The sequence below is a fragment of the Planomonospora antibiotica genome (assembly GCF_014647955.1).
GTDB classification, from domain to species: Bacteria; Actinomycetota; Actinomycetes; order Streptosporangiales; family Streptosporangiaceae; genus Planomonospora; species Planomonospora parontospora.
Genome location: NZ_BMQE01000017.1, coordinates 1 through 17,848 on the forward strand (window position 1 = coordinate 1; position 17,848 = coordinate 17,848).

The 17,848-nt window shown below is 73.5% G+C and carries 14 protein-coding genes and 2 tRNA genes; 7 read left to right on the plus strand and 9 right to left on the minus strand.

What is annotated here, in order from left to right; all coding sequences use genetic code 11:
• Nucleotides 1–346: 346 nt before the first annotated feature.
• Nucleotides 347–419 (plus strand) — tRNA-Met (locus IEZ06_RS17185).
• Between the two features lie 11 nt (nt 420–430).
• Nucleotides 431–503 (plus strand) — tRNA-Arg (locus IEZ06_RS17190).
• 48 nt (nt 504–551) lie between these two features.
• Here the strand turns inward: IEZ06_RS17190 and IEZ06_RS17195 are convergent.
• From IEZ06_RS17195 to IEZ06_RS17205, 3 genes are all read right to left on the minus strand, one after another.
• A complete protein-coding gene (locus IEZ06_RS17195; protein WP_189237720.1) occupies nt 552–947 on the minus strand; it encodes a hypothetical protein in 396 nt (131 codons plus the stop codon).
• Between the two features lie 60 nt (nt 948–1,007).
• On the minus strand, nt 1,008–1,964 hold the full coding sequence (gene sigJ, locus IEZ06_RS17200; RefSeq protein ID WP_229798277.1) for an RNA polymerase sigma factor SigJ: 957 nt from the start codon (nt 1,962–1,964) through the stop codon (nt 1,008–1,010).
• 262 nt (nt 1,965–2,226) lie between these two features.
• Nucleotides 2,227–4,389: an ATP-binding protein gene (locus IEZ06_RS17205; protein WP_189237721.1), complete on the minus strand. Its 2,163-nt coding sequence runs from the start codon at nt 4,387–4,389 to the stop codon at nt 2,227–2,229.
• Between the two features lie 221 nt (nt 4,390–4,610).
• Between IEZ06_RS17205 and IEZ06_RS17210 the strand changes: the two genes are divergently transcribed.
• Nucleotides 4,611–7,049: a Tex family protein gene (locus IEZ06_RS17210; protein ID WP_189237722.1), complete on the plus strand. Its 2,439-nt coding sequence runs from the start codon at nt 4,611–4,613 to the stop codon at nt 7,047–7,049.
• Between the two features lie 214 nt (nt 7,050–7,263).
• Here the strand turns inward: IEZ06_RS17210 and IEZ06_RS17215 are convergent, their stop codons facing one another.
• From IEZ06_RS17215 to IEZ06_RS17225, 3 genes are all read right to left on the minus strand, one after another.
• A complete protein-coding gene (locus IEZ06_RS17215; protein WP_189237723.1) occupies nt 7,264–8,718 on the minus strand; it encodes a WGR domain-containing protein in 1,455 nt (484 codons plus the stop codon).
• 67 nt (nt 8,719–8,785) lie between these two features.
• On the minus strand, nt 8,786–9,787 hold the full coding sequence (locus IEZ06_RS17220; protein ID WP_189237724.1) for a phosphotriesterase family protein: 1,002 nt from the start codon (nt 9,785–9,787) through the stop codon (nt 8,786–8,788).
• Nucleotides 9,788–9,925: 138 nt separating this feature from the next.
• The gene (locus tag IEZ06_RS17225) at nt 9,926–10,774 is read right to left on the minus strand and encodes a DUF998 domain-containing protein (protein ID WP_189237725.1); all 849 of its coding nucleotides are present in this window, start codon (nt 10,772–10,774) and stop codon (nt 9,926–9,928) included.
• Nucleotides 10,775–11,051: 277 nt separating this feature from the next.
• Here IEZ06_RS17225 and IEZ06_RS17230 point away from each other — a divergent pair, with 277 nt between their 5' ends.
• The 3 genes from IEZ06_RS17230 (at nt 11,052) to IEZ06_RS17240 (ending at nt 13,711) form a co-directional block, all read left to right on the plus strand.
• Nucleotides 11,052–11,423, plus strand: coding sequence for a MerR family transcriptional regulator (locus tag IEZ06_RS17230; RefSeq protein ID WP_189237726.1), 372 nt, complete (start codon nt 11,052–11,054; stop codon nt 11,421–11,423).
• Entirely contained in the window at nt 11,420–12,400 is a 981-nt protein-coding gene (locus IEZ06_RS17235; RefSeq protein ID WP_189237727.1) for an aldo/keto reductase, read from the plus strand. Before IEZ06_RS17230 ends, IEZ06_RS17235 begins: the two co-directional genes overlap by 4 nt.
• A gap of 135 nt (nt 12,401–12,535) precedes the next feature.
• The gene (locus tag IEZ06_RS17240) at nt 12,536–13,711 is read left to right on the plus strand and encodes a sensor histidine kinase (RefSeq protein WP_189237728.1); all 1,176 of its coding nucleotides are present in this window, start codon (nt 12,536–12,538) and stop codon (nt 13,709–13,711) included.
• A 144-nt stretch (nt 13,712–13,855) separates the two neighbouring features.
• Here IEZ06_RS17240 and IEZ06_RS17245 read toward each other — a convergent pair whose 3' ends face one another.
• Complete coding sequence (locus tag IEZ06_RS17245) at nt 13,856–15,430, minus strand: methyl-accepting chemotaxis protein (RefSeq protein WP_189237729.1); 1,575 nt, start codon at nt 15,428–15,430, stop codon at nt 13,856–13,858.
• Nucleotides 15,431–15,561: 131 nt separating this feature from the next.
• Between IEZ06_RS17245 and IEZ06_RS17250 the strand changes: the two genes are divergently transcribed.
• Nucleotides 15,562–16,422, plus strand: a complete 861-nt coding sequence (locus tag IEZ06_RS17250) for an ABC transporter substrate-binding protein (RefSeq protein ID WP_189237730.1) — start codon at nt 15,562–15,564, stop codon at nt 16,420–16,422.
• A 156-nt stretch (nt 16,423–16,578) separates the two neighbouring features.
• Here the strand turns inward: IEZ06_RS17250 and IEZ06_RS17255 are convergent, their stop codons facing one another.
• Together IEZ06_RS17255 and IEZ06_RS17260 are read right to left on the minus strand one after the other, a co-directional pair.
• A complete protein-coding gene (locus IEZ06_RS17255) occupies nt 16,579–17,256 on the minus strand; it encodes a rhomboid family intramembrane serine protease (protein WP_203871983.1) in 678 nt (225 codons plus the stop codon).
• A gap of 165 nt (nt 17,257–17,421) precedes the next feature.
• The gene (locus IEZ06_RS17260; RefSeq protein ID WP_229798278.1) at nt 17,422–17,838 is read right to left on the minus strand and encodes an SRPBCC family protein; all 417 of its coding nucleotides are present in this window, start codon (nt 17,836–17,838) and stop codon (nt 17,422–17,424) included.
• Nucleotides 17,839–17,848 lie beyond the last annotated feature (10 nt).

The window sequence follows — 17,848 nt, forward strand, 5'->3', positions numbered from 1 at the left end:
CGCCAATCCCGACCAGGCCACCCTCATTTACCTGCGAAAACAGGATGGAATCAGCTCAATCTCCTTGGATAAGACTTGGAAGTGGCTTGGAACCGGGGCCGGAGCGTTCTCGTCCTGTGAGGCCGGGCAACCGGGGTCCGTCTGCGGGATGGCTGGTACCGCCGGGAAAACGTGTCGCGCCGGGCCGTCCCGGAGTGGCATGCTCGGTCAGCGGACCACGGAAAGGAAACCGAAATGCATCTCCGACGTCGAATGAGCATGCCCGGGCGGGCTCGCATGTGACGATCGGCGATGTCGGATGCGAGCCGTCCCGGGCATTCGGACCGGGGCGGCTTCTTGCATTCCTGGCGGGTGGGGGCGCCGGCGTGCCCGGCGGTTTCATAAGCCGCTCCAGGTGGGTTCGATTCCCACACCCGCCACGCGGCACCCGGCCTCCGTGGCGCAGCGGAGAGCGCGCCTGCTTGCGGAGCAGGAGGACGCTGGTTCGAATCCAGCCGGAGGCACCGAGAAGACGGGGGAGGAGGCCGCTCCCGATCCTGCGGGAACGGCCCTCACCGCATCGCATCCGGCTCGCGGACGGCGAGGCCGCCGGATGCCACGGGGATGCGGCGGCCGGCCGGGACCCGGCTGAGCATCAGGACGCTCAGGCCGAACAGCAGCACGCCCAGCGGGACGTGCAGGGTCTTCACCTGCGCGATGCCCAGCGCCACCTGCGCCAGTACGAGCCCCAGGAAACCGGCCGCGTACAGGATGGACCGGGGCGAGCCGCCGCCCGGCCGCCACGCCAGGATCGCGGCGACCAGGTGCAGCACCGCCACGGCGAACACCGTGTACGCCGAGGCGCTGTGCAGCGCCTGGCCACCGGGCGAGGTCAGCAGCAGACCGGCGGTGACCGGCGCGGCGAAGAGGGCCAGGGTCTGCAGAATGATCACGACACGTAGGAACACGGATGACTCCTTGACTGCGGAGGGGCGGGGAAGGCCGGCGACGACGGCCGCCGAGTGGTCCTAGTCCTGTCGTCCCGCCGCCCAGAGCCGGAGCTTGTCGGGGTTGCGCACCGCCCAGATGCGTGCGATCCGGTCGTCCGCGACCTCGAACGCCATCACCGAGACGGTGACGCCGTCCTGCTCGGCCACCAGACCGGGCCGGCCGTTGACCGTCCGCTCCCGGATCGTCAGGCCGGGCGCCATGCCGGCGATGGCCAGGGCGTAGCGCGCGATCCTCTCGCCGCCTTCGATCGGGCGGAGCGCGGCGCTGACCAGGCCGCCGCCGTCGGCGGACATCGTGGCCTCGGGAGCGAGCAGGCCGATGAGGGCGCCGATGTCCTTGGTCTCCCACGCCTGTTTGAAGTCCCGGATGACGTCGGCGCTCCGGGCCGCCGGAGTCAAGGGAGCCCGCGCGCCGCGGATGCGGCGCCGGGCCGAGGAGGCCAGCTGGCGGCAGGCCGCCGGCGTACGGCCGACGATCCCGGCCACCTCGTCGAAGGGGTAGCCGAAGACGTCGTGCAGGACGAACGCGACGCGCTCGGCGGGGGTCATCGATTCGAGCACGACGAGGAAGGCCATGCCGACCGACTCGTCGAGGGTGACCCGGTCGGCCGGGTCGGCCGAGGCGACGCCCGGCCGTCCGCTGATCCACTCCGTGCGGTCGGGCAGCGGCTCGGGGATCCATTCGCCCACGTATCTCTCCCGCCGGGCCCGCGCCGAGCCGAGCAGGTCCAGGCAGATGCGGCCGGCGACCGTCGTCAGCCAGGCGCCGGGAGACCGGATGGCCTCCTGCTGCGGCCGGGACATGGCGTACCAGCGGGCGTAGGTCTCCTGGACGACGTCCTCGGCGTCGGCCAGGGTGCCGAGCAGCCGGTAGGCCAGATTGATCAGATGGCGCCGCTCGTCGGCGACCGCGCTCAGGCCCTGATCGGGCCGGCCGTGTCCTGGTTCGGACGGGGTGGTCATCGGGGTGGTCATGGTGCCGTCGGCTCCCTCGGTGCGGTTGCGCTCACCGGACTGACGAGACAGCGCACCGAATTGTGAGGTCGGCGCGCCGCCTCGCATTTCCGGCGGTCGCGTCGTCGGACTCCTGGGACACCCTCCACCCTCCGGGAGCGCTCGGCGACCGAGGCGAGGCCGCTCGTGATCGGCCGGCGTCTCCGCCGCCCCGGAGAGGCCGGGGACGGAGAGGGGCCGGGAGGCGCCTGCCCGGCCGCGGGGCGGACCGGGCCCGCGCCGGTCATCCGGCGGGCAGGCGAACGGTGAAGGCGGTGCCGCCGCCCTCGCGGGGCGTGGCGGTGATGGTGCCGCCGTGCGCGTTCACGATGGCCTTGGTGATGGCCAGGCCCAGCCCGGTGCCCTTGATCCCGGCCGCGCGGGCACTGGAGGCCCGGAAGAACCGGGAGAACAGGTGCTCGTACTGCTCGGGCGGGATGCCGATGCCGCTGTCGGCGACGGTGACGGCCGCCAGGCGGGAGGAACCGCCGCCGTCGGGCGGCGGGGCGGCGGTGACGGTGACGGTGCCGCCGTCGGGCGTGTACTTGATCGCGTTCGACAGCAGGTTGTCCATCACCTGGCGCAGCCGCACCGGGTCGGCCCGCACGTGCAGGTAGTGCGGCAGCTCGGCCGTCAGGGCGATGTCCTTGGCCGCCGCGGCCGCCCGGTGGTCGTCGACGGCCTGGCGGATCAGCCGGGTCAGCCACACCGTGCGAACCTCGACGGCCATCCGGCCGTCCTCCAGACGTGCCAGATCCAGCAGGTCGTCGACCAGTCGCTGCAGGTGCTCGCTCTTGCGGTCGATCACCTCCAGGAACGCGGCGTGCTCCTCCGGCAGGTCCGGCGCCCCGCGCAGCATCTCGGCGTAGGCGCGGATGACCCCGATGGGAGAACGCAGTTCGTGGCTGACCATCGCCATCAGCTCGTCCTTGAGCCGGTCCAGCTCCTGCAGCCGGCGTACCTGCTCCCGTTCGCGGGCCAGCAGTCGCTCGCGTTCGTCGGCCAGCTCGCGGCGCTCGGTGATGTCGGTGGTGATGCCGTCGACCAGCAGGCGTCCGCCGTCGCGGCGGGGGGCGGCCCGGCTCCAGACCCACCGGGTGACGCCGTCGATACCGATGAGGCGGTACTCGGCCTGGACGGCCCTGCCCGCGGACAGGTCCGAGTTGAAGGCTTCGAACGCCTGCCGGTCGTCGGGGTGGATGTAACGGGTCAGCACGGCGACGATGTCGATCTCGGGGAGCTGGCTGCCGAGCACGCCGACGGTGTTCGGGCTGCGGTACAGCAGCCGGAACCGGCCGTCGGGCAGTGCCTCCGACGTCCAGATGTAGTCGTCGATCTGGGCCACCACCTGGTCGAAGCGGTAGCGGGCGACCTCCAGGGAGCGGGTGAGGTCGTCGGCGCGGCGCCGCTCCACGTACCGGCCCAGATAGGCGCAGACGCCGTCCAGCAGGTCGGCCAGTTCCTCGTCGGGTTCGGCGACGGAGTCGGTGAAGAGCGTCAGCACACCCAGCAGCTGCTGCCCGCCGTGGACCGGCAGGCCGATCGCGGCATGCGGCTCCGCTCCGCGGGCCTGCCGGCTGCGAGCGAGGGCACGGGGGTCGGCCTGCAGGTCGGGCACCCATGTCCGCCCGCCCTCGGCCCAGACCCTGCCGGGCAGGCCCTCGCCGCGGATGAGGGTGAGCGGTCGCGAACCGGTGGGCGGCGTCAGGTCCCGGCCGGGCTCACTCCAGGAGGCGATGCGGACAATCGAGGTCCGGTCGTCGTCGACCTGCCAGTACTCTCCGCAGCACCAGTCGAGGGCGCCGCCGATCGCGGCGATCATCCCGGTCACGACCTCCTCGGTCCCCCCGTCCTCGGCCAGCGCGCGGATCACGGCGTGCTGGGCGGCGCGCAGCACCGCGGTGCGGTGGGAGTCGGTCCGGGAGCGTCCGTGGGCGATCTCGCTCTCGGCCACCGCGGCCAGGTCCTCCAGCGCCGCCAGCTGCTCCGCGCTCCACCTCCGGGCCGTGGTGTCGATCACGCACAGCGCGCCCAGGACGTGGCCGTCGCCGTGCAGCGGCATCCCGGCGTAGGCCTTCAGCGACCCGCCCCCCGCGGCCCGCACGGCGTCCCAGCGCTCGTCGGCCGGAACGTCCGGCACGGTCAGCGCCGCGCCGGTGGCGACGATGTGCCGGCACAGCGACTGCGACAGCGGCTCCTCGCGCCACGGGCCGGCCGGTCCCGCCGAGCTGACGACGACCTGCCGGTCGGCGTCGACCAGCGACACCATCGCGATCGGCACCGACAGCCACCGGACCGCCAGCCGCGTCACCCGGTCCAGCGCCGGCGCCCCGGTCCCCTCCAGCAGGCCGGTGGCGTGGAGCGCCCGTATCCGGTCCCGGTCCTGGACGCGATCGTCCGTGCTCATCCCCTCACCCCAAAAGAGCACATACCCCTCAAACTGCCCTTGTCGTCACGGAAGTCCGGAGAGGCCGCCGGCACCTCCCGTCGACGTCCCGGCGCCGCCGCAGGTGTGACGGGCTCCTCCGTACGGCGGGCGGACCGGTCCGCCCGCCGTACGGCGTCGGGCCTCCGGGCGGGTGGGGCGCGCGGTAGCTTGGGGGCGTCCATCACAAGGGGAAGAAGATCGTGACGACTTCTATTCATCAGCGGATCGCCGAAGAGCTGGGCGTGCGCGAGCGGCAGGTGCAGGCCGCGGTGGAGCTGCTCGACGGCGGGGCCACGGTGCCGTTCATCGCCCGCTACCGCAAGGAAGCCACCGGCATGCTCGACGACGCGCAGCTGCGCGCGCTCGAGGAGCGGTTGCGCTACCTGCGCGAGCTGGAGGAGCGGCGCACCGCGATCCTGGAGTCGGTGCGGAGCCAGGGCAAGCTCGACGACGCCCTCGAGGCGCAGATCATGGCGGCCGACTCCAAGGCCCGCCTGGAGGACGTCTACCTGCCCTACAAGCCCAAGCGGCGGACCAAGGCGCAGATCGCCCGGGAGGCCGGGCTCGAACCGCTCGCCGACGGCCTGCTCGCCGACCCGTCGGTCGACCCGCAGGCCGCCGCCGCGGCCTTCGTCGGCGAGGGGGTGCCCGACGCGGCCGCCGCGCTGGACGGGGCCCGCGCCATCCTGGTCGAGCGGTTCAGCGAGGACGCCGACCTGGTCGGCGAGCTGCGCGAGCGGATGTGGAGCAGGGGCCGGCTGGTCGCGGCGGTGCGCGAGGGCAAGGAGGAGGCCGGCGCGAAGTTCTCCGACTACTTCGACTTCGCCGAGCCCTTCACCAAGCTGCCCTCGCACCGGATCCTGGCGATGTTCCGGGGGGAGAAGGAGGAGGTCCTCACCCTCACCCTGGAGCCGGAGGAGGAGCCCACCGGCACCTACGAGGCGTCCATCGCCCGCCGGTTCGGCATCACCGACCGGGGACGGCCCGCCGACAGGTGGCTGACCGACACCGTGCGCTGGGCGTGGCGCACCCGCATCCTCGTCCACCTCGGCATCGACCTGCGGATGCGGATGTGGCAGGCGGCCGAGGACGAGGCGGTCCGGGTGTTCGCCGCCAACCTGCGCGACCTGCTGCTGGCCGCCCCGGCGGGGACCCGGCCGACGATGGGGCTGGACCCCGGCCTGCGCACCGGGGTGAAGGTCGCGGTGGTGGACGGCACCGGCAAGGTCGTGGCGACCGACACGATCTACCCGCACGAGCCGCGCCGCCAGTGGGACCAGTCCCTGGCCACGCTCGCGAAGCTGGCGAAGGACCACGGCGTGGAGCTGGTCGCGATCGGCAACGGCACCGCCTCCCGGGAGACCGACAGGCTCGCGGCCGACCTGCTCAAGCTGGTCCCCGGCCTGACCAAGATCGTGGTCTCGGAGGCCGGAGCGTCGGTCTACTCCGCCTCCGCCTACGCCTCGCAGGAGCTGCCCGGCCTGGACGTCTCGCTGCGCGGCGCGGTGTCCATCGCCCGCCGCCTCCAGGACCCGCTGGCCGAGCTCGTCAAGATCGACCCCAAGTCCATCGGCGTCGGCCAATACCAGCACGACCTGGCCGAGAGCAAGCTCTCCCGCTCGCTCGACGCGGTCGTCGAGGACTGCGTGAACGCGGTGGGCGTGGACGTCAACACCGCCTCGGCGCCGCTGCTGACCCGGGTGTCGGGCATCACCTCCGGCCTCGCGGAGAACATCGTCGCCCACCGCGACGCCTGCGGCCCGTTCCGCTCCCGCCGGGCGCTCAAGGACGTCGCCCGGCTCGGGCCCAAGGCGTTCGAGCAGTGCGCGGGCTTCCTGCGCATCCCCGGCGGCGACGACCCGCTCGACGCCTCCAGCGTGCACCCCGAGGCCTACCCGGTGGTACGGCGCATCCTGTCGGCGACCGGCGGCGAGATCACCAAGGTGATCGGCAACACCGCGGTGCTGCGCTCCCTCAGGCCGCAGGACTTCGTGGACGACACCTTCGGCCTGCCGACCGTCACCGACATCCTCTCCGAGCTGGAGAAGCCCGGGCGCGACCCCCGCCCGGCCTTCAAGACCGCGACCTTCAAGGAGGGCGTGGAGAAGATCTCCGACCTGGCGCCCGGCATGCTGCTGGAGGGCGTGGTCACCAACGTCGCGGCCTTCGGCGCGTTCGTCGACGTCGGCGTGCACCAGGACGGCCTGGTCCACGTCTCGGCGATGTCGCGCACGTTCGTCAAGGACCCGCGCGAGGTGGTCAAGCCCGGTGACGTGGTCCGGGTGAAGGTGCTCGACGTCGACATCCCGCGCAAGCGCATCTCGCTCACCCTCCGTTTGGAGGACGAGGTCGAGGTCCGCTCCGAGCAGGGCGGCGGACAGGGCGGCCGCCGGAACGGCGGGCAGCGCGACGGCCGGCAGGGGAACCGCCGGCCGGAGGGCGACGGAGGACGGCAGGGGCAGGGGCAGGGGCAGGGAGACGGACGGGAGCGCGGCGGGCAGCAGCGCGGCGGCCAGGCCCGGGGCGGGCAGCAGCAGGGGGGCCGGCCGCGGGGAGGCCAGCCGCGCAACGCGCCGGGTGGCGCCATGGCCGAGGCCCTGCGCCGCGCCGGTCTCGACGGCGACGCCCGCGACCGCTGACGCCGGGCGGCCGCCGCCCCGCCGGGCGGCGGCCGTACCCGCCGGATGCGGGCCGTACCACCGGGCGGCGGCCGTACCCGCCGGATGCGGGCCGTACCACCGGGCGGCGGCCGTACCCGCCGGATGCGGGCCGTACCACCGGGCGGGCCGCGGGATCCCGCCCCCGGACGGCCCTCGCCCGGGGCCGGGGACGCAGAGCCCCGGACTCAGGGACTCAGAGCAGGCGCCGGATGTCGCCGTAGGCCCGGTAGAACCCGCCCCGCCCGGAGGAGCGGACGCCCTCGACGAGATAGCGGGCCCCGGCCTCGCGCACGTTCTTGGGGAACTGCACGTTCCACCGGGAGTCGTAGCCCTCGCTGACCACCCGGACCCGGAGCCGCTCCCCCTCCCGGAAGCACTCCACGACCACGCCGCCGTCCGCTCCGGCCGCGCCCGCCGAGACGCTCTCCACGGAGACGGTCTCCAGCGCCGTCTCCGGCTCCACCGCGGCCAGCCCGGCCGCGGCCTTGACGTCCACCGGCTCGGGGACGGTGCCCGACTGCGCCGCCCTGATCGCCGCCTCGGTGGCGTCGATGCAGGCCAGGGTGCCGTCGGTGGTGACGATGTAGAGGCGGTCGTCGAGGTACTGCATCGAGAAGGCCGAGCCGCAGCCGGTGGCGAGCTTCCACAGCCGCGTGCCGTCGGCGGCGAAGCAGTAGACGGAGGAGTGGTTGTCCCCGGCGAAGACGTACCGGCCGTCGGGGGCGGTGGCGCAGGAGAAGACGGAGCCGTCGCAGCGGTAGACCGCCTCGCTCCGGCCGTCGGACTTGCGCAGCCGGTGCACGGCGCCGCGCGAGGTGCCCGCGTAGACCGAGCTCTCCTCCTGCCAGCCGAACAGCACCTCGCCCTGCACCCCGGTCTGCCAGACGGGGGCGCCGTCGGCGGCGTCGTAGCGGGCAACGCCCGTGGACGTGCCGTGGTAGACGGCCTCGTCGTCGCAGCGGACCATCCAGCCGGAGTCGCCCTGGCCGCTGCGCGCCCACTGGAACTCGTCCTCGTGGTCGATGGTGGTGATGCGCCCGGCCCGGTCGGACACGCCGAGCACGCCGTCGTGGATGTCGAGCCAGTAGATGTCGACGTCCTCGGCGATCTCGTAGGCGACCCGGGGCACCTTGCCGCTGAGGTCGTAGACCTTGCCGTCGTCGGCGCCCGCGTAGATCCAGAAGTCGTCGGCGACGATGCACTTGACGCCGTCGGGCAGCCGGAACCGGCCGGTGACGGTGCCGCCGTGGGTGACGGTGTAGACGTCGCCCCGCTGGTTGCCGACCCAGCAGCGCTCGGCGTCCACGAAGATGCCGAAGGCCGCCGCGCCGCTGGCGAAGCGCCACAGCACCGGGGCCTGCTCGGCCGTGGAGCGGGAGCTGACCATGCTGCGCCGGGTGACCGCCCGGGCTTGGCGGACCCCGCGGACCGCCGGGGCGTAGCCCTTGCGGACCTTCTCGCCGATCTTCTTCGCCGCGGCGGCCTCGGCCTTCTCCGCGGTGGCGAAGGCCGACACCTTGGTCTGCCCGCCCTCCCCGATCCGGCCGTAGCTGATCGTCACCTGCGTCCCGTCGAGCACCACCTCGTAGAATTTGTGCGAACCGCCACCGTCCTCGGACAGTTCCAGGTAGGTGCTCCGCGCCGCCATGTCACGCCTCTTTCGTTGATCGACTTTCGGCGGAGCGTACGGCAGGCAAGCGACAAAACCATAGAAGTCAGGAGAAGTACCGGCGCGGGTTGTCCACCATCATCCGGTCGATCTGCGCGTCCGTCACCCCGGCCTCCCGCAGCGCCGGGAGCACGTCGTCGTGGATGTGGTCGTAGCGCCAGTCGGGTGCGGCCTGGGTCAGCACGTCGTCCCACGCACCGCCGAAGTAGTCCATGAAGCAGGCGGCGTCGTGGCTGAGCACCATCCGGTCGGCGTATCCGCGCTCGCAGAGCGCCGCGACCGTCGCCACCCGCTGCGCCGTCGGGTTGTACAGCTCCAGCCCGAACCGGTCCATGCCGAGCGTCGCCCCGGTGTCGGCCAGCCGCATCAGGTAGTCCAGGTCGTTGCTGTCGCCCGCGTGCCCGACCACCACCTTGGTCAGGTCCACGCCCTCCTCGGCGAACAGGTCCAGGGCGGGCAGGCCGCTGCGCGTCCCGGAGTCCGTGTGGACGGTGATCGGCGCACCGGTCCGCACGTGGGCCTGCGCCACGGCGCGGCAGATCCGCTCGACGCCCGGGGTTAGTCCCCTGCTCTCGACCACGCACTTGAGGAAGGCCGCCCTGACCCCGGTGTCGGCGATGCCCTCGGTCAGGTCGCGGGTGAAGTCCTCGGTCATCGGCTCCGGCATGTCCAGCAGCAGGCCCGGTCCCCGGTGCTCGTACTGGTGCGGGACCTCGTCGTAGGAGTAGAGCCCGGTGGCGACGATGATGTTGATCTCGGGCACCTGCTCGGCCACCCGCCGCACCCGGGGGATGTACCGGCCCAGCCCCCAGACCGTCGGGTCGGCGATCGTCCGCACGCCCTTGGCGGCGACGGCCCGCAGTTTGGCGACGGCGTCGGCCACCCGGAGGTCCTCGTCCCACCAGGAGCCCCTGCCGTAGTTGTCCAGGTGCTCGGTGGCCAGGACGAAGACGTGCTCGTGCATGAGGGTCGGCCCCAGATCGGCGGCGGGCACGGGCCCGAGCGCGGTCTCGACGGCGGGACCCGCTGCGGAGCTGACGGTCGACATGCGCATCCTCCACGCCTGTTACGTACCGACTGGTCGGTACCGTGACCGTAGATCCGCGGGGCGGGGGCCGTCAACGGGTACCGTGCCCCGCACCCCGCACCCCCGTGCCCCGTGCCCCGGACGGCGATGCCCTGCGGGTCACACGAACTCCTCGATGCGGACGGCGTGCCGGTCGTCCCCGGAAGCGTCCCTGCGCGGCCGGAGGGTGGCCCCGGGCGCACCGGCGGCGCCCACGGTCCCCCGGGCCCGGGAGCGGCCGTGCCGCTGGAGCCGCTCCGCCCGGAGCGACGCTCCCCGGCGCTCCGCGACCGCCCCACCGGCCGCCCCACCGGCCGCCCCACCGGCCGCCTCACCGGCCGCCTCACCGGCCGCCCCGCCCGCCGCCCGGACCGGCCTCCCACGGCCGCGGACGGGTCCGCTCCCCAGCACCAGCCCGAGCATCGCCAGCACCGCCACCTCGGAGACGACCACCAGCCGCTGGATCGCCCCGGTGGGCACGCCCGCGGGTTCGAGGCCGAGCATCCGCACCGCGTACGGCACGACCACCAGGACCAGCACGCCCAGCGAGGCCAGGCTGAGCGCCTTCACCGCCCTGGCGTACGGCCGTCCCTCGTGCCGCCGGGCCAGGATCAGTCCGGCGACCGGCATCGCCAGGAAGGCCGCGAAGGCGGCGTAGCGGTGGATGCCGCCGGACATCGAGAGCGGCACCCCGGGCCGGTCGGTGGGGAAAGCCCCCACCAGCAGCATGCACAGGCCCCAGACCCCGACCAGCAGCGCCGCCTTGCGGTCCTCGCCGCGGCGGGCCAGCAGCACGGCGAAGGCCGTCGCGCCCACCGCGAAGAGCGTCAGCGAGGTGGGCAGCAGCCAGCCGTCCGGCTCGAACGCGTACTCGCTGATCACGGTGTGCAGCGGGTCGAGGCCCGCGGCCACGTGCAGCCCGATCATGGACACGGCCCCGGCGCCGATCGCCGCGTAGCCGAGGAGCATCGTCCGGATTCCGGAAGTCCCTGTGCCTGCTGTTCCTGCCATGGCTCAACCATCGCGGCGGGCCAGGTCACGGACCATCCGAGATGATCCCCAGGCGTCCCTGAGCTCCCCCCGAGGAACCCCGGGAGGGGGTAGGGCGGGCGTCAGGGGAACACCCTCCGCAAGAGGCCCGTGAACTGCGTGAAGATCTCCGGTGGTAGGGCCCGCCCCCTCAGGGTCGGCGCGCGGGACGGGGCGGCTTGACTTGGAGCGCACTCGAAGGTGCACGGTTGTGCCCATGGGCATGACGGGCATCACCATCCGGGAGGCCTCCCGGACGTCGGGGCTGAGCGCGCACACGCTGCGCTACTACGAGCGGATCGGACTCGTCCCCGAAGTGGGGCGCGACGCGGCGGGGCACCGCAGTTACACCGGCGCCGACCTCGCCTGGCTGGAGTTCCTGACGAAGCTGCGCCGTACCGGGATGCCGATCGCCGACATGTGCCGCTACGCCGAGCTCGTCCGCCGGGGACCGGAGACGGCGGGCGAGCGGCGGCGGATCCTCCAGGCGCACCGGCAACGGGTCCTGCAGCGCATCGCCCAGCTCGACGGGGACCTCGCGGTCCTCGACCAGAAGATCGACATGTACCACGGGATGGAGAGACCATGAACAAGCGACGTCTTGGCACCGGCGGCCCGGAGGTGTCCGCGCTCGGACTCGGCTGCATGGGGATGTCGGAGTTCTACGGCGCGACCGACGAGTCGGAGTCGGTCGCCGTCATCCACCGGGCGCTGGATCTCGGCGTCGATTTCCTCGACACCGCCGACATGTACGGCATGGGCCGCAACGAGGAGCTGGTCGGGCGGGCGATCGCCGGCCGCCGCGACGAGGTGGTGCTGGCCACCAAGTTCGGCATCGTCCGGAGCGCGAACCCCGCCGAGCGCACCATCGACGGCAGCCCCGAGTACGTCAGGAAGGCCTGCGACGCCTCCCTGCGCAGGCTCGGCGTCGACCGCATCGACCTGTACTACCTGCACCGCCGGGACACCCGGGTGCCGATCGAGGAGACCGTCGGCGCGATGGCCGAGCTGGTCGCCGCCGGCAAGGTCGGCCATCTGGGCCTGTCCGAGGTGAGCGCGGAGACGCTGCGCAGGGCCCACGCGGTCCACCCGATCGCCGCGCTGCAGAGCGAGTACTCCCTGTTCACCCGCGGCATCGAGCAGGAGATCCTGCCGGCCGCCCGGGAGCTGGGCGTCGCGCTGGTGGCCTACTCGCCGATCAGCCGGGGCCTGCTCGGCGGGACCCTTCCGCCCGCCGGGGAGCTGCCCGACGACGACTTCCGCAAGCACCTCCCCCGCTTCACCGGGGAGAGCGGGGCGCGCAACGAGGCGCTCGTCGCGGAGGTCCGGAAGATCGCCGACGAGGTGGGCTGCACCCCGGCCCAGCTCGCGCTGGCCTGGCTGCTGACCCGGGGCGAGGACGTCGTCCCGATCCCCGGCACCAAGCGGCTGCGCTACCTGGAGGAGAACGCGGCGGCGGCCGGCATCGAGCTGACCGCCGGCCAGGTCGCCGCCCTGGAGTCCGCCGTGCCCGCCGAGGCCGTGCTCGGCGACCGCTACCCGGACATGTCCTCCATCGAGCAGTGATCCGGACGCGGTACGGGACCGGGCACGGCACGGACGCCGGGACCCGGCCGTACCGCGCCGCCAAAGCGCGCTCCGATCATTCATCCGCCTGAAGACGGATTTCAGGGGTGAAGGATCCCTCTACGCTCTGTTCCCATGAGTCACCGCCCGCCTCCCACCGTGGTCGACTGGACGGTCGCGGTGGCCGTCGCGTTGTTCGGGATCGCCGAGGAGCTCGGCGGGCGCACCCTCACCCCGGCCGGGGCGCGTCCCGGCTGGCTGATCGGCGCGGTCCTGTGCGCCGCCGGCCTGGTGCTGGTGCGCCGGCGCGCGCCGTTCACGGTGCTGGCCGTCCACACCGCGACCACCGTCGCCTCGCTCGCCCACTTCGGCGGGATGGCGTCAGCCTGGCAGTTCTACGTCCAGCTCCTCCTGCTGTTCACGCTGCTCAGCGAGCTCCCGCCGCGGGACCGGCGGGCCGTGGCGGGCATGGCGGGCACGGCCGTGTTCGTCGCGGTGATGGTGTCGGTCACCGGACCTCCGGGAGCCGGTGACGTGGCGGTCGCGCTGCTGATGTCCGTCGCCGCGGGCGGCGCGGGCGTCGCCGTACGCCGCCACCGGCGGCTCGCGGTGCGTGCGCAGGAGCTCGCGGTCCAGGTGGAGGAGCGCGGCGAGCTGCTCGCCCGGGAGGCGGTGACCGAGGAGCGGGTCCGCATCGCCCGGGAGCTGCACGACGTCGTCGCGCACGGCGTCAGCGTGATGGTCATGCAGGCGGGGGCGGCGCGGCTGATGCTCGACCCCGGCCAGGTCGCCCAGCGCGAGGCGCTGACCGTGGTGGAGGAGACGGGGCGCGAGGCGGTGGAGGAGCTGCGCCGCATGGTCGGGCTGCTCCGCACCGGGCCGGACGGGGAGGGGCTCGCCCCCCAGCCCGGTCTGGCCCGGCTGGACGACCTGGTGGAGCAGGTCCGCGCGGCGGGGCTGGAGGTCGACGTGAGCGTCGAGGGCGTGCCGGCCCCGCTCCCGACGGGCCTGGACCTGTCGGCCTACCGGATCGTCCAGGAGGCGCTCGCCAACACCCTGCGCCACGCCGGCCCGACCAGGTCCGAGGTGACGGTCGCCTACCGCCCCCGGATGCTCTGCCTGGACATCGTCGACGAGGGCCCGCGTGACGGCCGCGCCCTCGCCCCGGCCGGGACGGGCCACGGGCTGATCGGCATGCGCGAGCGCGTCGCGCTGTTCCACGGACGGCTGTCCGCCGGCCCCCTGCCGGAGGGCGGGTACGGCGTGCGGGTCTCCCTGCCGCTGGCCGGGCGGATGACCGTGGTCTCCTGACCGTCTCCGTCCTGCCCTCCGGCGGCCGGGCGATGGTCCGCCGCGGGCCCGGGCCCGTCATCGGCGCCCGGCCCGACCTCCGGGCGGCCGGCGAGGCCGCGGACGGCCGGGAGACGGTGGAGACCGCGCGACCCGCCCGGAGGGTCAGCGGCGGAACCGCTCCGCGATGGCGTTGAGGCTCTCCGCCAGCCCCGTCAGCTCCGTGGCGGCCGCCTCCGTGTGGGCGGCGCCGTCCCGGGTGGTGCGGGTCGCCTCGGCGAGGCTCAGGATCGAGCCGGTGATGTCGTCCGAGGAGCGGGAGACCACGTCGATGCCGTCGCCGATGGAGCGGGTGGCCTGACTCTGCACCTCGATCGCGGTGGCGATGGAGCGCTGGATCTCGTCGATGCGGTTGATCACCGATCCGATGCGGCCGATCGCCTCGATCGCGGCCTCGGTCCCGCCGCGCATCGCCGAGACCTTGCTCTCGATGTCCTCGGTGGCGGCGGCGGTCTCCTGGGAGAGGTCCTTCACCTCGCCGGCGACGACGGCGAACCCCCTGCCCTGCTCCCCCGCCCTGGCCGCCTCGATCGTCGCGTTCAGGGCGAGCAGGTTCGTCTGCCGCGCGATGGAGTTGATCATGTTGACCACGGCGCCGACCTCCCCGCTGGAGGCCCGCAGTCCCTCGATCGTGCGGTTCGTGGTCGCGGCCAGCTCCACCGCCTCCGCGGCGACCTCGACGGCCTCGGCGACGGCGCCGTTGATCTCGCGGATGGAGTCCTGCAGGCTCCGGGCCGCCTCGTGGGTCGTGTCGACGCTCCGCCCCACCTGGTCCACGTTGGACGAGGCGCTGTGGGCCTGGTCGGCCGCGGTCCGCGCGCCGCCCGCCAGTTCCCGGCTGGTCTCCGAGAGCCGCCCCGAGGCCGAGATGAGCGCGGCGGCGTCGTCGGCGATCTCGCCGATCGCCTCGCGGACCGTGGTGACGACCTCGTCGATGCTTCCGGCGAGGTCGGCGAGCTCGTCCCCGCCGCCGATGTCCGCGCGCGCGGTGAGGTCCTTGCCCGCCAGCGCCTTCATCGCGTGCGCGCAGGCGCCGATCCGCCGCGACACGCGGCGCGCCAGCAGTACGGCGGCGCCGCCCAGCAGCACGGCGGCCAGTCCCGCGGTGGCCAGGGTGAGGACCTTGGCGTCGGAGGCCATCGCCTCGGCCGCCTCGGAGGACTCCTCGGCCTTCTCCGCGATCGACCGCGCCAGTGCGGGCAGCGCCTCGTCGAACCGGGCGTAGCGGCTCTCGAAATCCGGCCGCGCCTCGGTGGCGCCGACCTGTCCGGGATCGCTGACGACCCGGCTGGCCAGGGTCACCACCCGCTGCCCGGCGGCGATCATCTCGTCGGCCGTGCCGTCGAGCTCGGCCACCCGGGCGGCCAGCTCCGGCCGGGCGCCGACGACGTCGGCCAGGCCCGTGCGCAGGTTCGCCACGTGCGTGCCCAGCCGGTCCAGCACGGCCTGCCGCTCCGCGCTGTCGCGCGTGGTCAGCGCGTTCAGCACGTCGCCCCGGAACGCCACCCGGGCGCTGTCGGCCGTGCCGACGGCCCGCAGGGCCGTCGCCGAGGCGCGGGCCGTGGCCTGCGCCTCCTCCAGCCGGGAGATGCCCCGGTAGCCGATCAGTCCGGCCGCGGTGACCAGGAGGAACCCTGCGACCGCCAGGGCCAGGATCTGGTGCCGGATCGTGAGTCTCATCACTGTCTCCCCGCTCTCGTTGCAGCTCGGATCGGCCGGAGACCGGCGGAGCTGAGAACTAAGGTGACGCCGGTCACTGCCGATTCCCCTGTCAAGAAGCGCCAGCTCCACCGAGTACCCAGGGACGTCCCATGCGCCTGACCCCATGGCTCGCGGCTCTCACCGCCGGCATCGCCCTCACCGGATGTTCCACCGGCCCGGCCGCGCGGGAGGCCGCGCAGGCCCCCGTCGCCCAGGTCTCCTCCGCACGCGCCCACGTCCCCGAGGACATCCGGCGCGCGGGGGTCCTGGTGATCGGCTCCGACCTGTCCTACGCGCCGATGGAGTTCATGGACGGCGGCGAGCAGAAGGGCTTCGACGTCGACCTGGCCCACGCCGTCACCGCCCGGCTCGGGGTGAAGGCGGAGCTGCGGCAGACGTCCTGGGGCGATCTGCTGGGCCACGTGGAGTCCGGTGAGGTCGACGCCGCCATGGCGTCCATCACCGACACCGCCGAGCGGCAGGCCCGCGTCGACTTCGTCGACTACCTCAACGTCGGCTCGGTCGTCGTCGCGAAGGGCGCGCTGGACGGCGAGGGGATCACCGCCCTGTGCGGGCGGCGGGTCGCCGTCCCGGCGGACACCATCTACGTCGGCCTCGCCGAGGCGCAGGACGCCCGCTGCCCCGCGGGCCGGAAGATGACCGTCGTCACGGTCGGCGCGCTGGCCGACTCCAAGGAGGCGGTGCTCGCGGGCAGGGCCGACGCCTACCTGGAGGACTTCCCCCCGGCCGCGGTGGCCGTCCGGGAGAACCCCTCGCTGCGCATGTCCGGCGCGCAGATCGAGGCCGCGCCGTACGGCATCGCGATCGGCAAGAACCGGGGCGCCCTGGCCAAGGCCGTCCAGCTCGCGCTGTACGAGCTGTTCCGGGACGGCACCTACGACGAGCTGCTTGAGAAGTGGGAGATCAGCGAGGGCTCGCTCAAGACCGGCGCCGTCAACGGCGGCGCGTGAGCCCCGACGGGGGCGGCCCCCGTCGGGCGGCGCTGACCGGTGAGAACATCGTGATCCGGAAGCGATCCGCGTGGATCGCCCTCCGGCCGCCTCACCCGTTTCCGGCCGCAGGCGGGGCCGCGGAACGGAAGGCCGGACCCGCCGTACGGGTCCCGCTCAGCGGGCGGGGCCGTCCTGGCCGAGTCCCAGGTCGTCCAGCTCCTTCAGCAGCGCGGACCTGGCGCCCTGCGGCGCGGCGGGCGCCGCCGTCCGGGGACGGCGGTCGCGGAACACCCAGCCGCCCACGAGCCCGGCCAGGAACCCGAACAGGTGGCACTGCCAGCCGATGCCTTCCTGGGGCAGCAGGCCGGCGAAGTAGTGGGCGAAGGAGAGGGCCATGACCACGCCGACCGCGATGTCGATCAGGTGCCGGTCGAACAGGCCGCGCACCAGGATGTAGCCGAAGTAGCCGAAGACGACGCCGCTCGCCCCCGCTCCCGTGGTGTCCCCTCCCGCCGTGATCCAGGCGCCGAGGCCGCTGATCACGATGATGAACCCCGTCACGCCGAGGAACTTGGCGACGCCCCGGTAGGCGGCCAGGAACCCGAAGATGAACAGCGGCCCGGAGTTTCCCTGCAGATGCCCCCAGTCCCAGTGCAGGAAGGGCGCCGAGGCGATGTCGGGCAGGCTCGCCGGGTCATGGGCCGTCACCCCGTGCTCGTAGGACAGCCTGTAGCCCGAGAGCGCGTTGGGGATGTGCAGCGCCCAGATGAGGGCCAGGAAGCCGACCATGACCCAGAACGCCTTCCGGGCCTCGTCGATCATGATCTCGGCCGTGCGGCCCTTGGCTTCCACCCTGTTCCTCCCGGTTGTCCGCTTTCCACAGTCAGGCCAGTATCAGGGGACAAGGTCACGAATACAGCCGGTTCATCCCTTCCTGCCCGGCCCGGCGTCACAGGGCGGGCGGGGCGGGGCCGGCGGGCGGGAGCCCGTGCGGCGGAACCGGCCGGACGGGGTGGATCAGCCCAGCCGGGCGGCGAGCACCTTGGCGCGGGCGAGCTGGACCTCGCGGGCCTTGCGTGCGGCGAAGTTCAGCAGTGGCCGGGCCCAGGCGTGCACGACGAGCGTGTCCTCGACCTCGGTCCCGTCCCCGGACTCCGTCAGGCGGAACCGGTAGTCCATCCGCACCCCGCCGGGACTGGCGACCTTCCCCTCCACGGCCGCCGGTGCGCTCCGCAGCGTCACCCTGATCGGGTTCTCGTAGGCGAGACCGAGGACCTTGAACCTCTCCACCGCGACGTAGCGCGACTCGCCCTCCCCCTGTTCGATGTCGCGCACCGCGACGACCAGCGGCGAGAGTCCCACGTAGCTCTGCGGCTGGCTCAGGTGCGCCCGGAGCGCGGCCGGGGTGTTCCGAACATGGAAGGTATGTCGCAAAGTAACCTTT

Excerpts from the sequence above, each read along its gene's own strand:
- sigJ (WP_229798277.1), bottom strand. The coding sequence starts at position 1,964 with ATGACCACCCCGATGACCACCCCGTCCGAACCAGGACACGGCCGGCCC.
- IEZ06_RS17205 (WP_189237721.1), bottom strand. The coding sequence starts at position 4,389 with ATGAGCACGGACGATCGCGTCCAGGACCGGGACCGGATACGGGCGCTC.
- IEZ06_RS17215 (WP_189237723.1), bottom strand. The coding sequence starts at position 8,718 with ATGGCGGCGCGGAGCACCTACCTGGAACTGTCCGAGGACGGTGGCGGT.
- IEZ06_RS17220 (WP_189237724.1), bottom strand. The coding sequence starts at position 9,787 with ATGTCGACCGTCAGCTCCGCAGCGGGTCCCGCCGTCGAGACCGCGCTC.
- IEZ06_RS17225 (WP_189237725.1), bottom strand. The coding sequence starts at position 10,774 with ATGCTCCTCGGCTACGCGGCGATCGGCGCCGGGGCCGTGTCCATGATC.
- IEZ06_RS17230 (WP_189237726.1), top strand. The coding sequence starts at position 11,052 with ATGGGCATGACGGGCATCACCATCCGGGAGGCCTCCCGGACGTCGGGG.
- IEZ06_RS17235 (WP_189237727.1), top strand. The coding sequence starts at position 11,420 with ATGAACAAGCGACGTCTTGGCACCGGCGGCCCGGAGGTGTCCGCGCTC.
- IEZ06_RS17240 (WP_189237728.1), top strand. The coding sequence starts at position 12,536 with ATGAGTCACCGCCCGCCTCCCACCGTGGTCGACTGGACGGTCGCGGTG.
- IEZ06_RS17245 (WP_189237729.1), bottom strand. The coding sequence starts at position 15,430 with ATGAGACTCACGATCCGGCACCAGATCCTGGCCCTGGCGGTCGCAGGG.
- IEZ06_RS17250 (WP_189237730.1), top strand. The coding sequence starts at position 15,562 with ATGCGCCTGACCCCATGGCTCGCGGCTCTCACCGCCGGCATCGCCCTC.